The following is a 20,346-nucleotide window of genomic DNA, read 5'->3' on the forward strand; positions in this document are numbered from 1 at the left end:
CGCTGTACTCCGTAAAACTGACTTTTCCATTCGCGTTTTCCGCCGTCTGCTGGGTAGCCGTTTTCGCCGATACCTGCACATCCTTCACCACAGCCGTGCTGGTTAAGGTCGCCGTCACCTGCCCCTGCGCGTTACTCACCGAATCGCTCTGTTTCGTCAGTTTTAACCCGTCAACCGTTGGATTTGTCTGCCAGTCAATGTCGATCGCTTTATCCGCTACCGGCTTGCCATGCCCATCCACCACTGTCGCCGTGAAGGTATAGCTGTCAGTGCCGTTGTTGTAGCGTACTTTGTCTTTATCCACTTCCACCGTTACGCCGGTGACCCGATAACTGAGACTCAGTTCCTCAAAGCTGACCTTTTGATCAGCGTCAACCCACGACGGGTTCGCCGCCGCCTTCGCCGATACCTGCACATCAGAAACCTTCGCCGTGCTGGTTAAGGTCGCCGTCACCTGTCCCTGCGCGTTACTCACCGAATTGCTCTGTTTCGTCAGTTTTAACCCGTCAGCTTTTGAATCGGTCTGCCAGTCAATGTCGACCGGTTTACCCACCACCAGATTGCCGTGCCCGTCCTTCACCGTCGCCGTGAAGGTATAACTGTCACTGCCGTTGTTGTAGCGTACTTTGTCTTTATCCACATCCACCGTTACGCCGGTGACCCGATAACTGAGACTCAGTTCCTCAAAGCTGACCTTTTGATCAGCGTCAACCCACGACGGGTTCGCCGCCGCCTTCACCGATACCTGCACATCAGAAACCTTCGCCGTGCTGGTTAAGGTCGCCGTCACCTGTCCCTGCGCGTTACTCACCGAATTGCTCTGTTTCGTCAGTTTTAACCCGTCAGCTTTTGAATCGGTCTGCCAGTCAATGTCGACCGGTTTACCCACCACCAGATTGCCGTGCCCGTCCTTCACCGTCGCCGTGAAGGTATAACTGTCCCTGCCGTTGTTGTAGCGTACTTTGCCTTTATCCACATCCACCGTTACGCCGGTGACCCGATAACTGTGACTCAGCTCCTCAAAGCTGACCTTTTGATCAGCCTCTATCCACGACGGATTCGCCGCCGTTTTCGCCGATACCTGCACATCCTTCACCGCCGCCGTGCTGGTTAAGGTCGCCGTCACCTGTCCCTGCGCGTTACTCACCGAATCGCTCTGTTTCGTCAGTTTTAGTCCGTCAACCGTTGGATTTGTCTGCCAGTCAATGTCGACCGGTTTACCCACCACCAGATTGCCGTGCCCGTCCTTCACCGTCGCCGTGAAGGTATAACTGTCACTGCCGTTGTTGTAATGCGCCTTGTCTTTATCCGCATCCACCGTCACGCCGGTGACCCGATAACTGTGACTCAGCTCCTCAAAGCTGACCTTTTGATCAGCGTCAACCCACGACGGGTTCGCCGCCGCCTTCGCCGATACCTGCACATCCTTCACCGCCGCCGTGCTGGTTAACGTCGCCGTCACCTGTCCCTGCGCGTTACTCACCGGATTGCTTTGTTTCGTCAGGGTTAACCCATCAGCCTTTGGGTTTGTCTGCCAGTCAATGTCGATTGGCTTATCCGCTACCGGCTTGCCATGCGCATCCACTACCGTCGCCGTGAAGGTATAACTGTCGGTACCGTTGTTATAGCGCTTCTCGTCTTTATCCACTTCCACCGTCACGCCGGTGACTTGATAACTGAGACTCAGTTCCTCAAAGCTGACCTTTTGATCAACCTCTATCCACGACGGATTCGCCGCCGTTTTCGCCGATACCTGCACATCCTTCACCGCCGCCGTGCTGGTTAAGGTTGCCGTCACCTGTCCCTGCGCGTTACTCACCGCATTGCTCTGTTTTGTCAGTTTTAACCCGTCAACCGTTGGATCTGTCTGCCAGTCAATATCGACCGGCTTACCCACCACCAGATTGCCGTGTCCGTCCTTCACCGTCGCCGTGAAGGTATAACTGTCCCTGCCGTTGTTGTAGCGTACTTTGTCTTTATCCGCATCCACCGTCACGCTGGCGACATAATAGCTGGCGCTGTACTCCGTAAAACTGACTTTTCTATTCGCGTTCTCCGCCGTCTGCTGGGCAGCCGTCTTCGCCGATACCTGCACATCCTTCACCGCCGCCGTGCTGGTTAAGGTCGCCGTCACCTGTCCCTGCGCGTTACTCACCGCATTGCTCTGTTTTGTCAGTTTTAACCCGTCAACCGTTGGATTGGTCTGCCAGTCAATGTCGACCGGCTTACCCACCACCAGATTGCCGTGCCCGTCCTTCACCGTCGCCGTGAAGGTATAACTGTCAGTGCCGTTGTTGTAATGCGCCTTGTCTTTATCATCCGCATCCACCGTCACGCTGGCGACATAATAGCTGGCGCTGTACTCCGTAAAACTGACTTTTCCATTCGCGTTTTCCGCCGTCTTCTGGGCAGCCGTCTTCGCCGATACCTGTACATCAGATACCGCCGCCGTGCTGGTTAAGGTCGCCGTCACCTGTCCCTGCGCGTTACTCACCGCATTGCTCTGTTTCGTCAGTTTTAACCCGTCAACCGTTGGATTGGTCTGCCAGTCAATGTCGACCGGTTTACCCACCACCAGATTACCGTACCCGTCCTTCACCGTCGCCGTGAAGGTATAACTGTCACTGCCGTTGTTGTAGTGCGCCTGGTCTTTATCCGCATCCACCGTCACGCTGGCGACATAATAGCTGGCGCTGTACTCCGTAAAACTGACTTTCCCGTTCGCGTTCTCCGCCGTCTGCTGGGTAGCCGTTTTCGCCGACACCTGCACATCAGATACCGCCGCCGTGCTGGTTAAGGTCGCGGTAACCTGCCCCTGCGCGTTACTCACCGCATTGCTCTGTTTCGTCAGTTTTAGCCCGTCAGTCTTTGGATTGGTCTGCCAGTCAATGTCGACCGGTTTACCCACCACCAGATTACCGTGCCCGTCCTTCACTGTCGCCGTGAAGGTATAACTGTCAGTGCCGTTGTTGTAGTGTTCCTTGTCTTTATCCGCATCCACCGTCACGCTGGCGACATAATAGCTGGCGCTGTATTCCGTAAAACTGACTTTCCCGTTCGCGTTCTCCGCCGTCTGCTGGGTAGTCGTTTTCGCCGATACCTGCACATCCTTCACCGCCGCCGTGCTGGTTAAGGTCGCCGTGACCTGTCCCTGCGCATTACTCACCGAATTACTCTGTTTCGTTAGTTTTAACCCGTCAGTCTTTGGATTGGTCTGCCAGTCAATGTCGATCGGTTTATCCGCTACCGGCTTGCCATGCGCGTCCACCACCGTCGCCGTGAAGGTATAACTGTCACTGCCGTTGTTGTAGCGCACCTGGTCTTTATCCACATCCACCGTCACGCTAGAGACTCGATAGCTGCTGCTGGACTCAGTAAAGCTGACTTTTTTATCCGTCGTAACACGTTCACCATTAATACTGACACTGACTTGTATATCGGATAATGGCGTTGTACTGGTTAATGTTGCAGTCTGTTGTCCATTTTTATCTGTTGCCTCTGAATCAGGCTTTAATTTCAATCCAGGATCTTTTTTATCCGTATCCCAAATCAATTTAGCATTTTCGATCGGTGTTTTTTTGTCAGCGCCAAGCAGAGTAGCTGTGTAGACATATTTCGCATTGCCATCAGCAATTAAAGGATCGGTTGTATTAACACTCAAAGAAATATTACGTTGTAATACATGGGTTTGTATCTGTACTCCCTGCTGCCCATCTTTACTTGTACCTGTTATGGTATAGTCATTTTTTCCATCAGGCTGATATTCCGGTAACTGAATAGTATAACCATTAGTACTTTCTATGTTTATAATCCCGCCATGCTTCTGGAATAATTCAGGCATTTCCCAGGTAATATCTTTTAATGAAGTATCTGATTGAATTTGTATTGGTTTAACTTCACCACCGTAACCACTAATTTCTAATACAGGAACCAGTAACCTAAAACGTTGCGGTTTTTTCAGATAATTCAAAATAATATTATTATTTCTTTCAACTAAGTCGTAACGATTTCCAGCCAAACTTCGTAGTGAAGAAACATTTTCTGGTGATAGTTGTTCTGATAACGGAACACCAAATCGATAGTTCACATTGAATGAAAATATGCCATCACTCTTTCCATCTTTCCCTAATTTATAGTCAACTCCCGCAGTGATCAGTGGAATCGGGGTATAATTTACCCCAATAGTTGCTGCATAGGGATCTTTTTGCCTATTGTCCTTTCCGAATAACGCAACATTATCACCAAAATATTGTTCATATTTTATTTTGGCGCCGAGTGACGGCATTGCAGGTAAATACATGTCGGCAATAAGGTCATAACCATTTGCAGGGCGCTCATAATAATTGGTTAAATCACGAGAGTTATGCCAATCACTCAAGCGAAAATATGCGTTAGCAGACATTTTTAGGTAGTTAGTCCACAATTCACCGCCCAGGCTAAATCGGCTGTTATTACCGGTTAAATCATTATCGTAAAAAGTGTTCGCCCCATACATCCAATTGTTTATGAATAAACGGGTTCCAATGCCTAAATTCACAGTGTCACGGCTATCTTTATGACGATATCCATATTGGCTATAAACAAGCCAGTGATCTTTATCATCATAGAAAGGGACGAGTAAGTCTACGGAACTTTCATCCAGGCGCCCATGATGATCAACATTTAAATTAATTTTAGCTGTGCCAAACTGTGATAACCACTTCTGGGTATTACTTGTTATCTGATTATTTAACTTGTTGACAATATAATCTTGCGCCAATTTTTTTGGATCTTGATTTAATAACCCTAAGAGTTCAGGGCCACGAGAGAGGATTAAAGGCGGGAGATTTTGATTATCATCTTTAGGATCATTTTCATGTAACTGGGGTATTTTTGGTTTTTCACCGCTATCGTTTTTTCCTATTATGCTTTTCTTTGATAAAAATTTACCGCACCGCCTCTGCTCTGATCGCCTTTTCTCTTTATGAATAACGTTTTCGTGTAATTTCTTACTAACCTGATTTTGCTTCATGGCGGATTCTGGGTAATCCTGACAATTTTCAACACCAATCAAAGAGTTTCCTAATTCAGGTAACGCAGTATAACTTTTCAGTGGCATAAACGCGGCAAATAAAAAACAGGCCATGAGTACACGCTTATTTACTTTATAACTTATTACGTTACGAAAAATACGATTGATGTTCATCAGTATTACCATAAAGTTTCCGCCGTTATATTCATTTATAGCTACTGAGCACATTAAATGACTTTTTATAGCTTTGTATAATGAAAATAAATTATCAGCCGATAACTATTAGTAATCACTTAGCAAAACCATCGTAAATTCTTATCCAATGCGACATTAAGTACCTACGCAATTTTCAGAAAAAACCCGTTGTGCAAATAGTTCAACGGGTTTTCTGCTTATTGGTGATTATGAGTTAGCACTTAATTATTATGATTTTTCAGGCCGTTGAACTCTAACATTAATCACTCGGCCATCGGGGATATCACATAGTTCACCATCATGGTAATAAACGACTTCCCCGCCATCGCTAATACTCTTAACACGTTTATTTTGAGCAAATATCGGCGCATCTCTATTTTGACGATGATAACATTCAATGGTTATATCGCCACTAGGTATATCTACTGATTCATTAACCCAAATCAGATTTAACCCGTTACTGTCTGCCGGAACAATGGTACCACCATGAATTCCCCATGCCCCATCTTTAGCAAAACCGTCGCAGCCGCTGATGCGATATTTCCCTGTCTCTATCCGCTCGACAATCATACCCTCCGCTTCACGAGTTAGCTCATAAGTTCCGTCTGGATAAATACTTACTACGGGGCTGGATACTTTGAGATTGCCGTTAGTGTCAGCGATACAGTTATTATTCAGGATGGCAATAGGATTACCGTTATATTGCAATTTATCGCCGCCAATTGTCAATCTGCCGTATCTTTTTTCATTGCAAATATCAAAATCCTGTAACCCATCACCTGGAACCCCAATGTAGGCGGTTCTTTTTCCCCCCTCAAAAAACTGAAAATATGCGTGTCTACCTGCGTCATATGTTATATTAAAAACACCTCCAGCCCCCTTTAAATTTGCCGACCCGGCATTAATCCGCCCCTCAGGAGAAACAGAGAAAACCCGATTGTTATTAATATATGCGGCCAATTCTCCACCGATTGTCAATTTGCTAGATTTTTTTTCATTACAAATATCAAAATCCGGTGACCCGTCACCCGGAAATCCAACGTAGGCCGTTCTTTTTGCTCCCTCAATAAACTGAAAATAGGCATGTTTACCAATATCATGCATTATGTTAAAAGTCCCCGCATTCCCTCGTATATTCGCTGACGCTGCTTCAATTAAACCCGCAGGAGAAACAGAGAAAACCCGTCTACCATTAATATCTATAGAATATCCATAGGTATCTACACTACCACCACGCACAATACCGGCTTTAGCATAATTGTCATACCAATTGTAAAGTGTATACGAGACTATTGTACCCGCCGGTCTTCCACCAGATTCAGAAGCTAACACAACCGCATTACGTTCGGTGGGAATTGTCTCGACTTGTTTAAACCTAGCGTTCCCATTTATATTCGCTGATGCAGCTTCAATCTGACCGGCAGGAGAAACAGAAAAAACCCGTCTGCCATTAATATCTATCGTATATCCGTAGGTATCGACGCTACCACCACGCACAATCCCCGTTTTAATATAATTGTCATACCAATTGTAAAGCGTAAACCCGACTATCTCATTTGTCGGTTTAGCCCCCTGTAAAGAAACTAACATCGTCGCATTACGTTCGGTGGGAAGCGTTTCAACCTGTTTAAATCTAAAATACTGTGGATAGTTTCCCCCATTGGCCGATACTGCATTTTTCGCCAATTCCACAGTTTCCGATAAGCCGATGTTTTTCACAAATGCGTTTTTATCAGGAATATCTGCGCCATTTTGATTTTTTGCCAATCGGTTATTAGCATTATCATTTACATCAGAAACCAGCTTCTGAGTGACGGCGAGAGTATTACTATTACCTATTTTATCTGTGAGCTGAGTAACACCTTTTTGTGTTAATGAAGCATTTGGTACTTGTATTGCGATTTTTTGCTCTAACGCTTTATTTAATTGGACAATCAGTTTAGCTATATCCCCATCATCCAGAACATCATTGTCAGAATATGTCGCAATAAAATTAGCTACAACAGATGTTATTGTCGACGACTGACGTAATACCTTGTTGAGTAAATGAGTGGTAATATTTTCCGGGGGAAATCCTGTTTTTAAACTCGGGCTATCTTCATATCCTTCTTGACTGACTACATTGGCATTATTACTAATGGAAAAAGCTTTAAAATCGTTCTTGAGTTTCATATATTCTCCTCAAATTAAATAATATCAATTTATAATCAATAAGTTATTTCAATTATATTCTAGCTTAGAAGAAGAATAATGAAACATTCTTAAAACTTAAGTTGACAACTATTTTTTATAATTATTCCTTACAATTTCACATCCTAAAAATAACTTATTGTTCGATAACCATCGGTAATCACTTAAAGGAACGAGTCATCAAACTGAACTTTGTACTCGTCGCACCCGACAGGTAAACTAGCCTCCTTTTTGTTTCATGCTAAAAGTGAAGAAAAATAGTGAGTAACATAAAATTAATCGTCGGTCTGGCTAATCCCGGTGCTGAATATGCCCAAACCAGACACAATGCCGGAGCCTGGTATGTTGACCTGCTCGCTCAAAGCCACAATCAGTCACTGAAAGAAGAGAGTAAATTTTTCGGTTATACCGCCCGGATTAATATCTGCGGTCACGATGTTCGTCTGTTAGTTCCGACGACATTTATGAATCTCAGTGGTAAATCTGTCGCTGCCCTCGCCTCTTTCTACCGTATCCAACCGGATGAAGTTCTGGTGGCCCATGATGAACTCGATTTACCGCCAGGAGTGGCAAAAATGAAACTGGGTGGCAGTCATGGCGGCCATAATGGCTTGAAAGATATTCAGAATAAATTTGGCAATAATCCTAACTTTCACCGCTTACGTATCGGTATCGGCCATCCCGGCGATAAAAATAAAGTGGTTGGCTTTGTGCTAGGCAGACCACCAGCCAGTGAACAAAAGCTGATCGATGATGCAATTGATGAAGCACTGCGTTGTACGGATATTCTGATGAAACAAGATATGAATAAGGCAATCAATCGTTTACATAGCTTCAAAGCCGGCGCTTAATGACATGGAATCGATAAATCTTGTCTGTAAGATCGTGATAGCCCGCCATTCCGTGTATAATAGCGCCAATTTTTTTGACTCATCGAACAGGCTAACACAGCCTTTTGATTTATAAGTAATTTAAGGTGAAAATCATGGGATTCAAATGCGGTATCGTTGGCCTGCCTAACGTCGGAAAATCAACACTATTCAATGCGCTGACTAAAGCAGGTATCGAAGCGGCAAACTTCCCGTTCTGCACCATTGAACCCAATACCGGTGTAGTCCCTATGCCAGATCCACGGCTTGAACAACTGGCGGAAATTGTGAAACCTCAGCGAATCCTACCGACCACAATGGAATTCGTCGATATTGCGGGTCTGGTAAAAGGCGCATCAAAAGGTGAAGGTTTGGGCAACCAGTTTCTGACCAACATTCGTGAAACAGAAGCTATCGGCCATGTTGTGCGTTGTTTCGTCAACGACAACATCATTCACGTTTCCGGTCAAGTTGACCCTGCTGCGGATATTGAGATCATCAATACCGAACTAGCCCTTTCCGATCTGGACACCTGCGAACGAGCCATTCATCGTGTCCAGAAAAGAGCCAAAGGCGGCGATAAAGATGCCAAAGCAGAATTGGCCGTACTGGAAAAATGTCTGCCTCATCTGGAACAAGCGGGTATGTTGCGGGCGTTGGATCTCAGCACCGAAGAGAAAGCGGCTATCCGTTATCTGAGTTTCCTGACGCTGAAACCCACCATGTACATCGCTAACGTCAACGAAGAGGGTTTTGAAAATAACCCACATTTGGATGCTGTTCGTGCGATCGCAGAAAAAGAGGGTTCGGTGGTCGTTCCGGTTTGTGCCGCGGTAGAAGCGGATATCGCGGAGCTGGAAGATGATGAACGCGAAGAGTTTATGGCTGAACTTGGCCTAGAAGAACCCGGTTTAAATCGCGTTATCCGCGCTGGTTATCAGTTACTGAATCTGCAAACTTACTTCACTGCCGGCGTGAAAGAGGTTCGGGCATGGACTATCCCAGTTGGCGCAACCGCACCACAAGCAGCCGGTAAGATCCATACTGATTTCGAAAAAGGTTTTATCCGCGCACAAACCATCTCTTTTGAAGATTTCATCACTTACAAAGGTGAACAAGGTGCAAAAGAGGCCGGTAAAATGCGTTCAGAAGGTAAGGATTATGTCGTTAAAGATGGCGATGTGATGAACTTCTTGTTTAATGTTTAATACTTTCTGCTGCCCCGTAACATCTCAATGTCTGACGGCGGTTCAGAAAACACGGTAAACCTCATAAAATCCACGCATCTGTGTGGATTTTTTCATCGAGCAACAATGCTAGCAAGCGTTCTATCTCATCTGCTGTCAATTCAGACAGATCTTGGTATATCCAACCGCACGAAAGAATCCAAGATCGGATAGCCTGGCAACCCTTTACTTAATAAAACCGGAGAATGGGGCACAATCTCCGGCCATAGCAGCTAGTTATTTATCAACGAGTGCCAGGAATCGTAAACAATGGTATTCGCCCTTCCATTCGCCAGTTACGTACAACACTCTGGCCGCTGTTTACGATTCGATAACGATATGAACCTGTCGCAGTCGGGAAAAAACTACGAGTAACGGAACGTTCACCGTAACTGGTAGTTTGGGAAACGACCTGCCACGATCCACCGACCATCTTTTCAATGAGGTGATTGATGGTGCTTGTAGGGTTATTACCGGACAGATCTTGGAACGTGAACGAAACCACTCCCAAACAAGAAATAGAGAATGGACCATACACATCGCTGGACCCGTTAACTGCCAAGCTTGCCCCACTGTTATGTACATTCATGTAAGCACAAGCGGCGGAAGCAATATTACTGGTACTCAACAACAGCAATACAAATAACGAGAAAAACAATTTTTTCATAATCAACTCCTTTCTTGATTAAGGGTTTCTTTCTATCTCCTCGCTCAGCTTTTCAACTGAACTCTCTCAATATATATTTTATTAAAATAATATAAACAAAAATATACAGATTATTCTCTATATTCACAGCGTTTTAGAAAATTAATATCACTCACGGTTATTATGAATGATTGCAAATAATTTTCTACTACTATTGCATCCACATCATTATAGCGTGACGTAATAGCCTACATTCATTATTTTATCTAAGAGTAACGTGAAAATCATACAAATCATTTAACCAACCGTGAATAACATCCGCATCTATTATGATGATGAACTATATTGTATTTTTTAAACTATCCTCATGCGCTTTAACAGATGTAATTATTGAAACAGATTCTTTCTCACTCAATAAAATATAGAATTCACCGATATATATCCGCCAAGATTAAAAACTGTATAGTATCTATATATTCGATATTCCGCATCCTATTCAAGAATAAAAAGACTCATATAATTAACCTAACATTTTCAACAATGCATTCTGGTATGGCGGCCCCCTGTCACCATCCAGTGTCCCTGAAATTCAAAGGTATTTATTCCTTCCAAGCTTAAAAACACCCAACGCGCTAGGGAGACTATCTGCTGGTTTTTCATATCCGGGTAAAAGGTGACGTTTTGTTTCAGTCCGTTGAGGATCATCGCAATGTCTAATTTATTTTTCATCTCTAACATCATCGCAAGATATCTCCAAAACTTAAAAAAAAACATTAAAATACAAATAGTTGAATGGATTTTTGTTTTTAATGGAAGACGGTTTTGATGTAGAAACGGCAAATCCGAGCCAGTTGATTTTTTATGGTTATAATTACTTAATGTGACTATTTACAGCCTTTTCTATTAGGCGTAGTATGTTTTACCTGACGACTTTCTATACGATAGTTATCCGATGTAAGTCCGTTTAGTTACTTACTCTAATCAAATTACGTTGTTTTGGGTGGTTCTTCTCTATCTAGTCAAAGTTCAAACAAGCCGATGAACAATCATTTTTAATTTATCTCATTAAGGAGTCCATCAATACTTAAATCTTTATAAAACAATCTTTTAGTTCCTTTAGTACTCACAAAGAGGAAAGACCATGAAAAGTCACAAGAGGTTATCGTTATTCACGCTTTTACTGCTTACTGCCAGCCCAGTAGCACTTGCGGTGCAAAACAACTGGCCCGGCACGAAAGCAGAGCAACCAACCCCCAAAATCAAAGGGATGCCCGAAGCCCTGGCAAAAAATTTGGCTAACTTTGATGATCTTGATTTCCGTGTCTATACACACCAAAGATGGTGGGATCTACATAAGAGCCATGCCATGAACATTATTGTTCACTACCCTGATGGTCATACTACGAAGGGTATTCGACAGCATCTTGACGATCTGAAGTATATGTGGACATTTGCCCCTGATAACCGAATCACGGAGCACCCGGTACGGTTTGGTACTGCTGACGCGGAATGGACCGCTGTTACGGGATTTACAGATGGAACATTTACGAAACCTATGGTTCTCCCAGATGGTAAGGTTATTAAACCTACAGGTAAGGCGTATCACCTCCCTATGGCGACACTCGGACACTGGAACAAACAAGGGGTTATGGATGAAGAGTATCTCTTCTGGGACGATTCTGTGCTTATGAAACAGGTAGGTATTAGTAATTGATTCAACAATTTCGTACGGACTTGCTTAAGAGCGAGTCCGTAAATGTTGCAATGTTATATGTTTGGGTCCGCCCCAATAGTGGTGGTGAGCATGATAACTTGTATGCGCAATTCTTTACAAAACCGGCTAGTCAGAAAAAACCGCCTATTTACAATTGTATTATTCCTATGGTTTTTCCGGCAGTTGCACTCGAACATTAATTACTCGACCATCAGGAATGTCGCATAACTCACCATCATGGTAATAAATAACTTCCCCGTCATCGTTAATACTCTTAACACGCTTATTTTGCGCAAATATCGGCGCATCTCCATTTTGACGATGATAACATTCGATGGTTATATCGCCGCTAGATGGATCTACCAATTCACAAACCCAAATCAGATTTAACCCGTTGCTGTCTGCCGGAACAATGGTACCACCGTGAATTCCCCACTCTCCATCTTTTGCAAAACCATTGCAGCCGCTGATACGATATTTCCCTGTCTCTATCCGTTTGACCGTCACCCCTTCCGCTTCGCGAGTTAACTGATAAGTTCCATCTGGATGAATATCTACTACTGGGCTGGAAACTTTAAGGTTGCCATTAGTATCCGGCTTGGCGTTGCTTGTTGACCAGACTTTGTACCACGGATTCCATCTATTAATGTCACCATTGCGCATTCTAAAATATAATTCGCTCTTCTGCGCATATGTGGCTTGAATCATCAGCTCATAACCCTTAAAGCCTCCATACCCTCCTGAAAGTCTCATTCCTGGACCATATATCCCTGGGCCGTTTAGCCCTTCTGGATATGCAAAATATGTCGAATTCTGAGGAATGTTATCAAAATTATCGATTGTAGAAGCTGTATTATTCCCAACAACAACCGGTTTTGTACTAATAACTTCTAAACCGAGATTTTCCACAAATGCTTTTTTATCAGGAATATCTGCACCGTTTTGATCTTTTGCCAATCGGTTATTAGCATTATCATTTACATCAGAAACTAGCTTCTGTGTTACCGCAAGGGTATTACTATTGCCGGTTTTATCGGTGAGCTGAGTGACACCTTTTTGTGTTAATGAGGAATTTGGTACTTCGGTTGCAATTTTTTGTTCTAACGCGCTATTTAATTGGGCAGCGAGTTTAACGATATCCCCATCATCCAAAACATCATTGCCGGAATATGTCGCGATAAAATTAGCCACAACAGAGGCTATTGCCGACGACTGACGTAATACCTTATTAAGTAAATGAATAGTAATATTATCCGGTGGAAATCCAGTCTTTAAATTTGGACTTTGTTCATATTCTCCTTGACTCACTACATTAGCATTGTTACTAATAGAAAAAGCTTTAAAATCACTCTTTGGACTCATACATCCTCCAAAATCAAATAATATTATTTTATAAACAACATATTGAAATACTGTATAAACCATTCCTAAAAATTCATTTCAATCATAGTCTAGCTTAGAAAAAGAATAATGAAACATTCTTACAACTTAAATTTACAACTATTCTTATAATTGATAAAAATAAAAATAAAAAATTTCTCACACAACAAATCCACATTACATTCTTTAGACAGTGCTACTCACCGAGCAATAGAATAAATAAGACAAACTATACAACAAAAAACTCAACCAATAAGTTAATATAATTGATCGTAATTTTCACTTGTAATTATTTTCACCTAATAAATATGAATCAAAACAAATCGACAAATAATTAATAATAAAATGCATTATTATAAAATAAAAAATAAATAGCAGAATAGTATAATGTAAGATTATTCAATAAAAACCGCACAAATTTTATTGAAATAGACTTTACATATTACATTTTTACACTATTATTAAAATATTGTTATTGATATAAAATAAATTATCGTTTCTGAATCTGGAAATTATGTTGAGTAAAAAATAGAAATCAATTACTTATCTAATAAATCCATATAAGGAAAAAACTATGAAAGATATATTCACAAATATTGATCATAAATTTAAAGATGTTCAAGAGTGGATAGAATACATTAAACACAAAGGAGAAAAATATTCTAAAACACAGCCACATTCAGATAATATTTTTACTCACTTCTCCGCAATTGAGAATCTTTCTGATATACAAAGTCCAGCCAGTGTAGCAACGACAAATGCATACACACTATTCGCAAAGAAATCAGCTACATCAAATAAATATCCAGTCAGTGTCACTGAGGGGCTGCAAACTATCATCAATTTATGTCGAGTCGCATCAGGCTATGATCCATTGGAACCAGAAGGTGATGGCAATACGGAGAAATTCATAGCATTCACCGAAGAAATAGAAAAGGTTCCCTTTCTCTCTTTACTATGGGCAGACAAAAGTACGGTCACTCAACAAAGCCATGACACAGATGTCTTGATCGATTCTTTTATTAAAGTCTTTCAAGGATTATCTCCTCAAGATAAAATTACCCTTAAGATTTATTTGAAAAAGTTGATTGATACCGCTTTATCATATGCCGATCAGAAGGAAAAAAAATCCAACCTGGTACAATATGCTCTGGCTAAAACCCCAAATGGAGTGTCACTCTTACTCTATTCTTTTGTATTGACAATAAAGAAAGTAGATAACAAAGGTACGATTAAATTTACATCTCATTATAATCTTTGCCAGGCAGAATATAATCTCAGCCAGAAAATATGGGAAATGACAAGATCGGTATTGGAGAAAGAAGATAAGATAACCATAGAATATTTAATCGATTGTATGACAACCAAAACGAAAGCATAAACTGAAAGCTTTCTATAAGTAGATTAATTGATTTATATCAATGACATCATTACCAATATGTTCTGAGATTATTCTCATTATAGTTATTCAATAAAACTATTAAACTCAATAAAAATACAATATATGAAAATATCACACAAACAACCATTTATCCGTGAGGAATAAGTTAAATTACATACCCTTAATATTTGATAGTGAAAAATATCCATTTATGGATATACTTAGTTTGCAAAAAATATATTTAACATTCGTTAACAAAAATTTAAAACAAAAATTACCAAGCTAAAAAAGCAGTAATATTAAGTACATGATTATCGATTTATCTCACTGTTAATAATAGGGTTAAACATTGTTCCCTATTTTCAACAGTACCCTAACATTCAATCCCTAACTTAATAAATCTATTAAGGATAAAAATCATGGAACATATCTTAAATAATCCTGATTATGCAGTTAAAAAAGCCCAAGAATGGATAGAACATATTGAAAGAGGAGGAACAAGACTCCTTAACGATTGGGAACGCTCAGGCAATATTATTATGGATTCTCCTGATGCTGGCGATTATTCCGATGTACAGAGCCCGGCTAATGGCGCAGCTACAGGAGATTATACACAGCTTGCAAAAGACTCTTCCACATCATCTAAAAATCCGTTAAGCATTACCGAAGGCTTGCAAACTGTTATTAATATGTGCCGTGCGGTCTCAGGCTATAATCCTTTAGATCCTCAAGGCCAAGGTAATAAAAAGAATTTCTTCTCATTTACAGAAGAGTTATCTGGCGTTCCATTCCTTTCTTTGCTGTCAACAAGCGTACAAAATGTTATTCAAAAAAGTCATGATGCAGATGTTTTGATCAACTCTTTCCTGGAAAACTTCTTAGGATTATCTAGTCAAGAGAAAGAGCAGATGAAAACCCCTCTGAGACAATTAGCTATCGCAGCATTATCCTATGCAGGCAGGAGACAAACTCAATCCAATTTCGTTCAAAGTGTTCTTGCTACATCACCAAGAGGTGGCGTTTCATTCTTCTTATATTGGTCTGAGTTTTCAATCGTCGCTTACGAAGATGATAAAGGTCTTATCGAATTCAAATCTCATTACTTCCTGCCACAAGCAGAATATAACCTAAGATACGAATCATGGGTAAATGTAAGACCTGCATTCGAGAAAGCACAGAAGGTATCATTAGAAGATTGGATTAACAGTATGACCACTCGGAGAAAGAAAGGAAGTAATGTAAGAGCGTTTTGTATAGAATAATGCGGTGAAATAATCCCAAAATGGTGTCTGCAAAAAGGTCGTGGACACCATAAAGTTCATTGAATCAGCGATAAACCACAGAGTATTCCTGGTATCAAGCATAGTGTCTCAGTATCAGAATCCCTCACGTTCTTGCACTGGAAGCTGGTCACGTTCTATCAAGAAATCTGCCGTAACACCAAGACCATCAAACCAACTATCCCAAGATTCACCAACCACATCAACCTGTTTCACATCTTCGGGAAAACCACAACTTTGGAAGGTCGGACTACTTACTTGAGAACGGTTACTTTTAAATACCGTTGCTTTCTCCACGAGATTCTCCTTGATAGAGATTAATATCAGCCTGAGATCAGGCCATTTCAGCCAATAATGTATGACAAATATTGCCTAAAGTCTGCATAGCATGTTCCATTTTCTGATCCCAATCAAAAGAGGCATTCAGACGAAAGGCATGGTTAAACTGTTCGCTAGTACAAAACATACTGCCCGGAGCAATGCTGATCCCTTCCGCCAATGCCAGTTGATAAAGCCGCTGCGCACTGAACGATGGCTCAAATTCCAACCAGAGAAAATAGCCGCCTTTAGGGCAATTTACTTTTACTGACGCAGGCATATAGTCACCAATCGCTCGTAACATCAGGTGTTGACGTTGCTCCAATGTGCGACGAAGGCGGCGTAAGTGGTTGTCATATCCCCCCTCCGCAAGATAATCAGCAATTGCCAATTGCGTCGGCATGCTGGCAGAAACGGTACTCATCATTTGTAGCTGTTGGATTTTTTTGGCATGTTTTCCTGCTGCAACCCAACCTACCCGAAATCCCGGCGCCAGACATTTAGAAAACGAGGAGCAATGCATAAAGTTGTTTTCACTGTCCAACCCTTTCGCCGGTACAGGCCGTTGTTGCTCGAAATAGAGTTCACCATAAACATCATCTTCAATCAGCGCCACCTGATTACAGTTCAGGATATGCACCAGCCGTAATTTACTGTCAGCGGACATCGTTCCCCCTAGCGGGTTCTGAAAGTGAGTCATTAACCAACAAGCTTTTATCGGGTATTTCTGAATCACCTCCTCCAGCGCATCCAAATCAATACCGTTTTGTGGATCAGTTTTGATGGCTACCGCTTTCAAGCGCAAACGTTCAATGGCCTGTAAAGCGCCGTAAAAAGCCGGTGATTCAATCACCACCCAATCACCCGGCTCCGTCACCGACTGTAAACTGAAGCTCAGTGATTCCATCGCACCAGCGGTAATGACAATTTCATCAGGAGAGACATGAATACCATGCATTGCATAACGGCGTGATATGTTACGGCGTAACTTATCATTTCCCGGCGGTAAATTGGCTAAAGCGCTATGCGGCGCTATTCGCCTGGCAGCAGCCGCTAACGCTTTGGAAAGTTTAGGTTGAATCAATAAGGATGGGTCCGGAAATGCTGAACCAAACGGAATAATCGCAGGATCTTTACACGCCTGTAATACATCAAAAATAGAAGCGCTTATTTCCACGCTTTCACTTAAATGTAATCGCTTTCCCCCTTTTGCGGCGGCAAAGGGTTGTAAACGTTTAGCAACGTAATAACCCGATTGAGGACGAGAAACGATCCACCCCTGACTCTCTAATAATTGATAAGATTGAACAACGGTCATCAAACTCAAACCTGATAACTTCACTGACTCTCTCAGTGAAGGTAATCTATCTCCCACCAGCCAGGTGCCATCTTCGATATGTTGAAGAATTTGCCTGGCAAATTGTTCATAACGCTTCATCAATTAGACCTCTCCGCGAACTGTTATAGTTAATATACAGAAAACTGTCACTATTATAGTTATTTTTTTCATGCTTTACTTACCCGTATACATTTCCTGCCTTTATTCAAACTAAAAATAAGAGGTCACTATGTTTGGTTTAAGCGCCTTGGAACTGGCCAGAATTCAATTCGCGTTTACCGTCTCGTTTCACATTATCTTTCCGGCGATTACTATCGGGTTGGCCAGTTTTTTAGCCGTACTGGAAGGATTATGGCTGAAAACTCGGAATACTGATTACAAAGCGCTATATCATTTTTGGTCGAAAATTTTTGCCGTTAACTTCGGAATGGGCGTGGTTTCTGGTCTGGTTATGGCTTACCAATTCGGCACCAACTGGAGTTTTTTCTCTGATTTTGCTGGTTCGATCACCGGCCCGTTACTGACTTACGAAGTACTGACCGCGTTCTTTCTTGAAGCGGGCTTTCTCGGCGTGATGTTATTTGGCTGGAATCGTGTAGGTGAAAAATTACATTTCTTCGCCACCCTTATGGTTGCGCTAGGTACTCTGATATCCACTTTTTGGATACTGGCCTCCAATAGTTGGATGCAAACCCCGCAAGGTCACGAAATTGTCAATAATCAGGTCGTCCCCGTCGATTGGCTGGCCGTGATATTTAATCCCTCCTTTCCATATCGCCTGGCTCATATGTCTACTGCGGCTTTCCTCGCCTCAGCATTCTTTGTTGCAGCTTCGGCGGCATGGCATTTATTAAAAGGCAATGACTCGACAGCAATGAAAAAAATGCTATCCATGTCGATGTGGATGATCCTGATTATTGCGCCTTTACAGGCATTGATTGGGGATGCTCACGGTCTTAACACACTCAAGCATCAACCCGCCAAAGTCGCGGCAATGGAAGGCCACTGGGAAAATCTTCCCGGCGAAGCGACTCCGCTGATCCTGTTTGGTATTCCGGATATGGAACGGGAAGAGACGCGTTATGCCGTCGAAATTCCTTATCTCGCCAGTCTGATTCTGACTCACAGTATAGATAAGCAGGTTCCTGCTCTTAAGGAGTTTCCGCCGGAAGACAGACCAAACGCCCTTATGGTTTTCTGGTCATTTAGAGTGATGGTCGGCCTCGGTATGTTGATGATAGTTGCCGGCTTTTGGGGGCTTTGGTTGCGCTATAAGAAACGACTTTATCAGTCAAAAGCCTTCCTGCGTTTTATATTCTTGATGGCGCCTTCCGGCCTGATCGCCATTCTTGCCGGTTGGTTTACTACCGAAATCGGCCGTCAACCGTGGGTCGTTTATGGTTTGCTACGCACCAAAGATGCGGTATCCGCACACGGTGAAATCCATATGAGCATCAGTTTGTTGCTTTTCATCGCGGTTTACAGCTCGGTATTTGGTGTGGGTTACGCTTACATGATGAAACTTATCCGTAAAGGTCCCAAAAAGGAGTTAAACAATGGGTATTGATCTGCCGTTAATCTGGTTCATCATCATTGTGTTCAGCATCATGATGTACATTGTCATGGATGGTTTTGATCTTGGGATTGGGTTGCTCTATCCCACGGTTAAAAGCGATAAGGATCGTGATTTAATGATGAACAGCGTTGCGCCGGTGTGGGATGGCAACGAAACCTGGCTGGTGCTTGGCGGCGCAGGTTTATTCGGTGCTTTCCCTTTGGCTTATGCCGTTATACTTGATGCATTAACAATTCCCCTGACATTAATGTTATTTGGCCTGATCTTCCGTGGCGTCGCCTTTGAATTTCGTTTCAAAAGCGCGCCTGAGCATCGTCATATCTGGGATAAAGCTTTTATCGGCGGCTCTGTGATGGCGACGTTTGTTCAAGGCGTGGTGGTGGGCGCCTTTATTCAAGGATTCCCGGTGGAAAACCGAGCTTACGCCGGCGGCTATTTTGATTGGTTCTCACCCTTCCCCTTATTTTGTGGTTTTGGGCTGGTAGTTGCTTACGCCTTGTTAGGCTGTGGCTGGTTAATTATGAAAACCGAAGGTCACTTACAACAAGAGATGTACCGTATCGCCCGTCCGCTCATTTTTCTGATGCTGACAGTTATCGCCATTATCAGTTTATGGACACCATTCATTCATCCGACCATCGCTGCACGTTGGTTCAGTCTGCCTAACCTGTTGTTCTTCCTCCCTGTGCCACTATTAGTGGTCTGGGCGGGCTGGAAACTACTACATTCAATCAAACGTCAGACTCATTACACACCGTTTCTATCAGCGCTATTGTTAGTTTTCCTTGGCTACAGTGGATTAGGCATCAGTATCTGGCCTAACTTGATCCCACCGGCAATTAGCTACGAAGCGGCGGCGGCGCCACAACAAAGTTTAGGTTTTATGCTGGTCGGCGCTCTACTTATCATCCCAGTGATCCTGGTTTACACCTATTGGAGCTACTACGTTTTTCGGGGGAAAGTTAATCATGAACAAGGCTACCATTAATCAAAACACGCCACGCCCTTCTGTATGGAAACGGATAGGTTGGATGGCAATGATCTGGTTATGCAGTGTGATGGCTCTTTTTGCTGTTTCCACACTATTTCGCCTGTTAATGACAGCAGCCGGTATGAAATTGAAGTAATTATTAACACTATTTAATAAATTGAGCTAAAGTTTTCATCAGTATTGCAGAACGGAATCTTAGCCTGATGAAAACAAGCTCAAATAACTCCATC

General features: G+C 42.6%; 14 protein-coding genes and 1 pseudogene. 8 read left to right on the plus strand and 7 right to left on the minus strand.

Annotated features, from left to right (window positions below):
- On the minus strand, positions 1 to 5,185 hold a 5,185-nt coding region (locus tag C6H66_RS03320; protein WP_146111017.1), incomplete at its 3' end, for an inverse autotransporter beta domain-containing protein.
- Positions 5,186 to 5,434: 249 nt separating this feature from the next.
- Complete coding sequence (locus tag C6H66_RS03325; protein ID WP_105394811.1) at positions 5,435 to 7,378, minus strand: phage tail protein; 1,944 nt, start codon at positions 7,376 to 7,378, stop codon at positions 5,435 to 5,437.
- Positions 7,379 to 7,656: 278 nt separating this feature from the next.
- On the opposite strand from C6H66_RS03325, the gene pth reads away from it, so the two are divergent.
- Positions 7,657 to 8,247 carry an aminoacyl-tRNA hydrolase gene (pth, locus tag C6H66_RS03330; RefSeq protein ID WP_046395203.1) on the plus strand — a complete coding sequence of 197 codons (591 nt, stop codon included), beginning with the start codon at positions 7,657 to 7,659 and terminating at the stop codon, positions 8,245 to 8,247.
- Positions 8,248 to 8,381: 134 nt separating this feature from the next.
- Entirely contained in the window at positions 8,382 to 9,473 is a 1,092-nt protein-coding gene (gene ychF, locus C6H66_RS03335; RefSeq protein ID WP_105394812.1) for a redox-regulated ATPase YchF, read from the plus strand.
- A 262-nt stretch (positions 9,474 to 9,735) separates the two neighbouring features.
- Here ychF and C6H66_RS03340 read toward each other — a convergent pair whose 3' ends face one another.
- The gene (locus C6H66_RS03340; RefSeq protein WP_046395201.1) at positions 9,736 to 10,158 is read right to left on the minus strand and encodes a hypothetical protein; all 423 of its coding nucleotides are present in this window, start codon (positions 10,156 to 10,158) and stop codon (positions 9,736 to 9,738) included.
- Between the two features lie 499 nt (positions 10,159 to 10,657).
- Positions 10,658 to 10,839, minus strand: a pseudogene (locus tag C6H66_RS03345) (IS1634 family transposase); the annotation flags it as partial.
- Between the two features lie 439 nt (positions 10,840 to 11,278).
- Here C6H66_RS03345 and C6H66_RS03350 point away from each other — a divergent pair.
- Positions 11,279 to 11,851 (plus strand): nuclear transport factor 2 family protein, encoded by a 573-nt coding sequence (locus C6H66_RS03350; protein WP_105394814.1) that lies wholly within the window; start codon positions 11,279 to 11,281, stop codon positions 11,849 to 11,851.
- A gap of 165 nt (positions 11,852 to 12,016) precedes the next feature.
- Here C6H66_RS03350 and C6H66_RS03355 read toward each other — a convergent pair whose 3' ends face one another.
- Positions 12,017 to 13,213, minus strand: a complete 1,197-nt coding sequence (locus C6H66_RS03355) for a phage tail protein (protein WP_105394815.1) — start codon at positions 13,211 to 13,213, stop codon at positions 12,017 to 12,019.
- Positions 13,214 to 13,805: 592 nt separating this feature from the next.
- Here C6H66_RS03355 and C6H66_RS03360 point away from each other — a divergent pair.
- Both C6H66_RS03360 and C6H66_RS03365 read left to right on the plus strand, forming a co-directional pair.
- Positions 13,806 to 14,612 (plus strand): hypothetical protein, encoded by an 807-nt coding sequence (locus tag C6H66_RS03360; protein ID WP_105394816.1) that lies wholly within the window; start codon positions 13,806 to 13,808, stop codon positions 14,610 to 14,612.
- Positions 14,613 to 15,031: 419 nt separating this feature from the next.
- A complete protein-coding gene (locus tag C6H66_RS03365) occupies positions 15,032 to 15,874 on the plus strand; it encodes a hypothetical protein (RefSeq protein ID WP_105394817.1) in 843 nt (280 codons plus the stop codon).
- 114 nt (positions 15,875 to 15,988) lie between these two features.
- Here C6H66_RS03365 and C6H66_RS03370 read toward each other — a convergent pair whose 3' ends face one another.
- Positions 15,989 to 16,189 carry an AbrB/MazE/SpoVT family DNA-binding domain-containing protein gene (locus C6H66_RS03370; protein ID WP_046395195.1) on the minus strand — a complete coding sequence of 67 codons (201 nt, stop codon included), beginning with the start codon at positions 16,187 to 16,189 and terminating at the stop codon, positions 15,989 to 15,991.
- 37 nt (positions 16,190 to 16,226) lie between these two features.
- On the minus strand, positions 16,227 to 17,648 hold the full coding sequence (locus tag C6H66_RS03375; protein WP_105394818.1) for an aminotransferase-like domain-containing protein: 1,422 nt from the start codon (positions 17,646 to 17,648) through the stop codon (positions 16,227 to 16,229).
- A gap of 130 nt (positions 17,649 to 17,778) precedes the next feature.
- On the opposite strand from C6H66_RS03375, the gene C6H66_RS03380 reads away from it, so the two are divergent.
- The 3 genes from C6H66_RS03380 to C6H66_RS03390 are packed head-to-tail and all read left to right on the plus strand — an operon-like array spanning position 17,779 to position 20,252.
- The gene (locus C6H66_RS03380) at positions 17,779 to 19,116 is read left to right on the plus strand and encodes a cytochrome ubiquinol oxidase subunit I (RefSeq protein ID WP_046395193.1); all 1,338 of its coding nucleotides are present in this window, start codon (positions 17,779 to 17,781) and stop codon (positions 19,114 to 19,116) included.
- On the plus strand, positions 19,106 to 20,113 hold the full coding sequence (gene cydB, locus C6H66_RS03385) for a cytochrome d ubiquinol oxidase subunit II (RefSeq protein WP_046395192.1): 1,008 nt from the start codon (positions 19,106 to 19,108) through the stop codon (positions 20,111 to 20,113). Before C6H66_RS03380 ends, cydB begins: the two co-directional genes overlap by 11 nt.
- The gene (locus C6H66_RS03390; protein ID WP_071647063.1) at positions 20,094 to 20,252 is read left to right on the plus strand and encodes a DUF2474 domain-containing protein; all 159 of its coding nucleotides are present in this window, start codon (positions 20,094 to 20,096) and stop codon (positions 20,250 to 20,252) included. Before cydB ends, C6H66_RS03390 begins: the two co-directional genes overlap by 20 nt.
- The last annotated feature ends 94 nt before the right edge of the window (positions 20,253 to 20,346 follow it).

Source organism: Photorhabdus hindustanensis, from assembly GCF_002968995.1.
In the GTDB taxonomy this organism is placed as follows: domain Bacteria; phylum Pseudomonadota; class Gammaproteobacteria; order Enterobacterales; family Enterobacteriaceae; genus Photorhabdus; species Photorhabdus akhurstii.

Excerpts from the sequence above, each read along its gene's own strand:
- C6H66_RS03390 (WP_071647063.1), top strand. The coding sequence starts at position 20,094 with ATGAACAAGGCTACCATTAATCAAAACACGCCACGCCCTTCTGTATGG.
- C6H66_RS03365 (WP_105394817.1), top strand. The coding sequence starts at position 15,032 with ATGGAACATATCTTAAATAATCCTGATTATGCAGTTAAAAAAGCCCAA.
- C6H66_RS03350 (WP_105394814.1), top strand. The coding sequence starts at position 11,279 with ATGAAAAGTCACAAGAGGTTATCGTTATTCACGCTTTTACTGCTTACT.
- C6H66_RS03375 (WP_105394818.1), bottom strand. The coding sequence starts at position 17,648 with ATGAAGCGTTATGAACAATTTGCCAGGCAAATTCTTCAACATATCGAA.
- C6H66_RS03360 (WP_105394816.1), top strand. The coding sequence starts at position 13,806 with ATGAAAGATATATTCACAAATATTGATCATAAATTTAAAGATGTTCAA.
- ychF (WP_105394812.1), top strand. The coding sequence starts at position 8,382 with ATGGGATTCAAATGCGGTATCGTTGGCCTGCCTAACGTCGGAAAATCA.
- C6H66_RS03325 (WP_105394811.1), bottom strand. The coding sequence starts at position 7,378 with ATGAAACTCAAGAACGATTTTAAAGCTTTTTCCATTAGTAATAATGCC.
- cydB (WP_046395192.1), top strand. The coding sequence starts at position 19,106 with ATGGGTATTGATCTGCCGTTAATCTGGTTCATCATCATTGTGTTCAGC.
- C6H66_RS03355 (WP_105394815.1), bottom strand. The coding sequence starts at position 13,213 with ATGAGTCCAAAGAGTGATTTTAAAGCTTTTTCTATTAGTAACAATGCT.
- C6H66_RS03380 (WP_046395193.1), top strand. The coding sequence starts at position 17,779 with ATGTTTGGTTTAAGCGCCTTGGAACTGGCCAGAATTCAATTCGCGTTT.
- C6H66_RS03340 (WP_046395201.1), bottom strand. The coding sequence starts at position 10,158 with ATGAAAAAATTGTTTTTCTCGTTATTTGTATTGCTGTTGTTGAGTACC.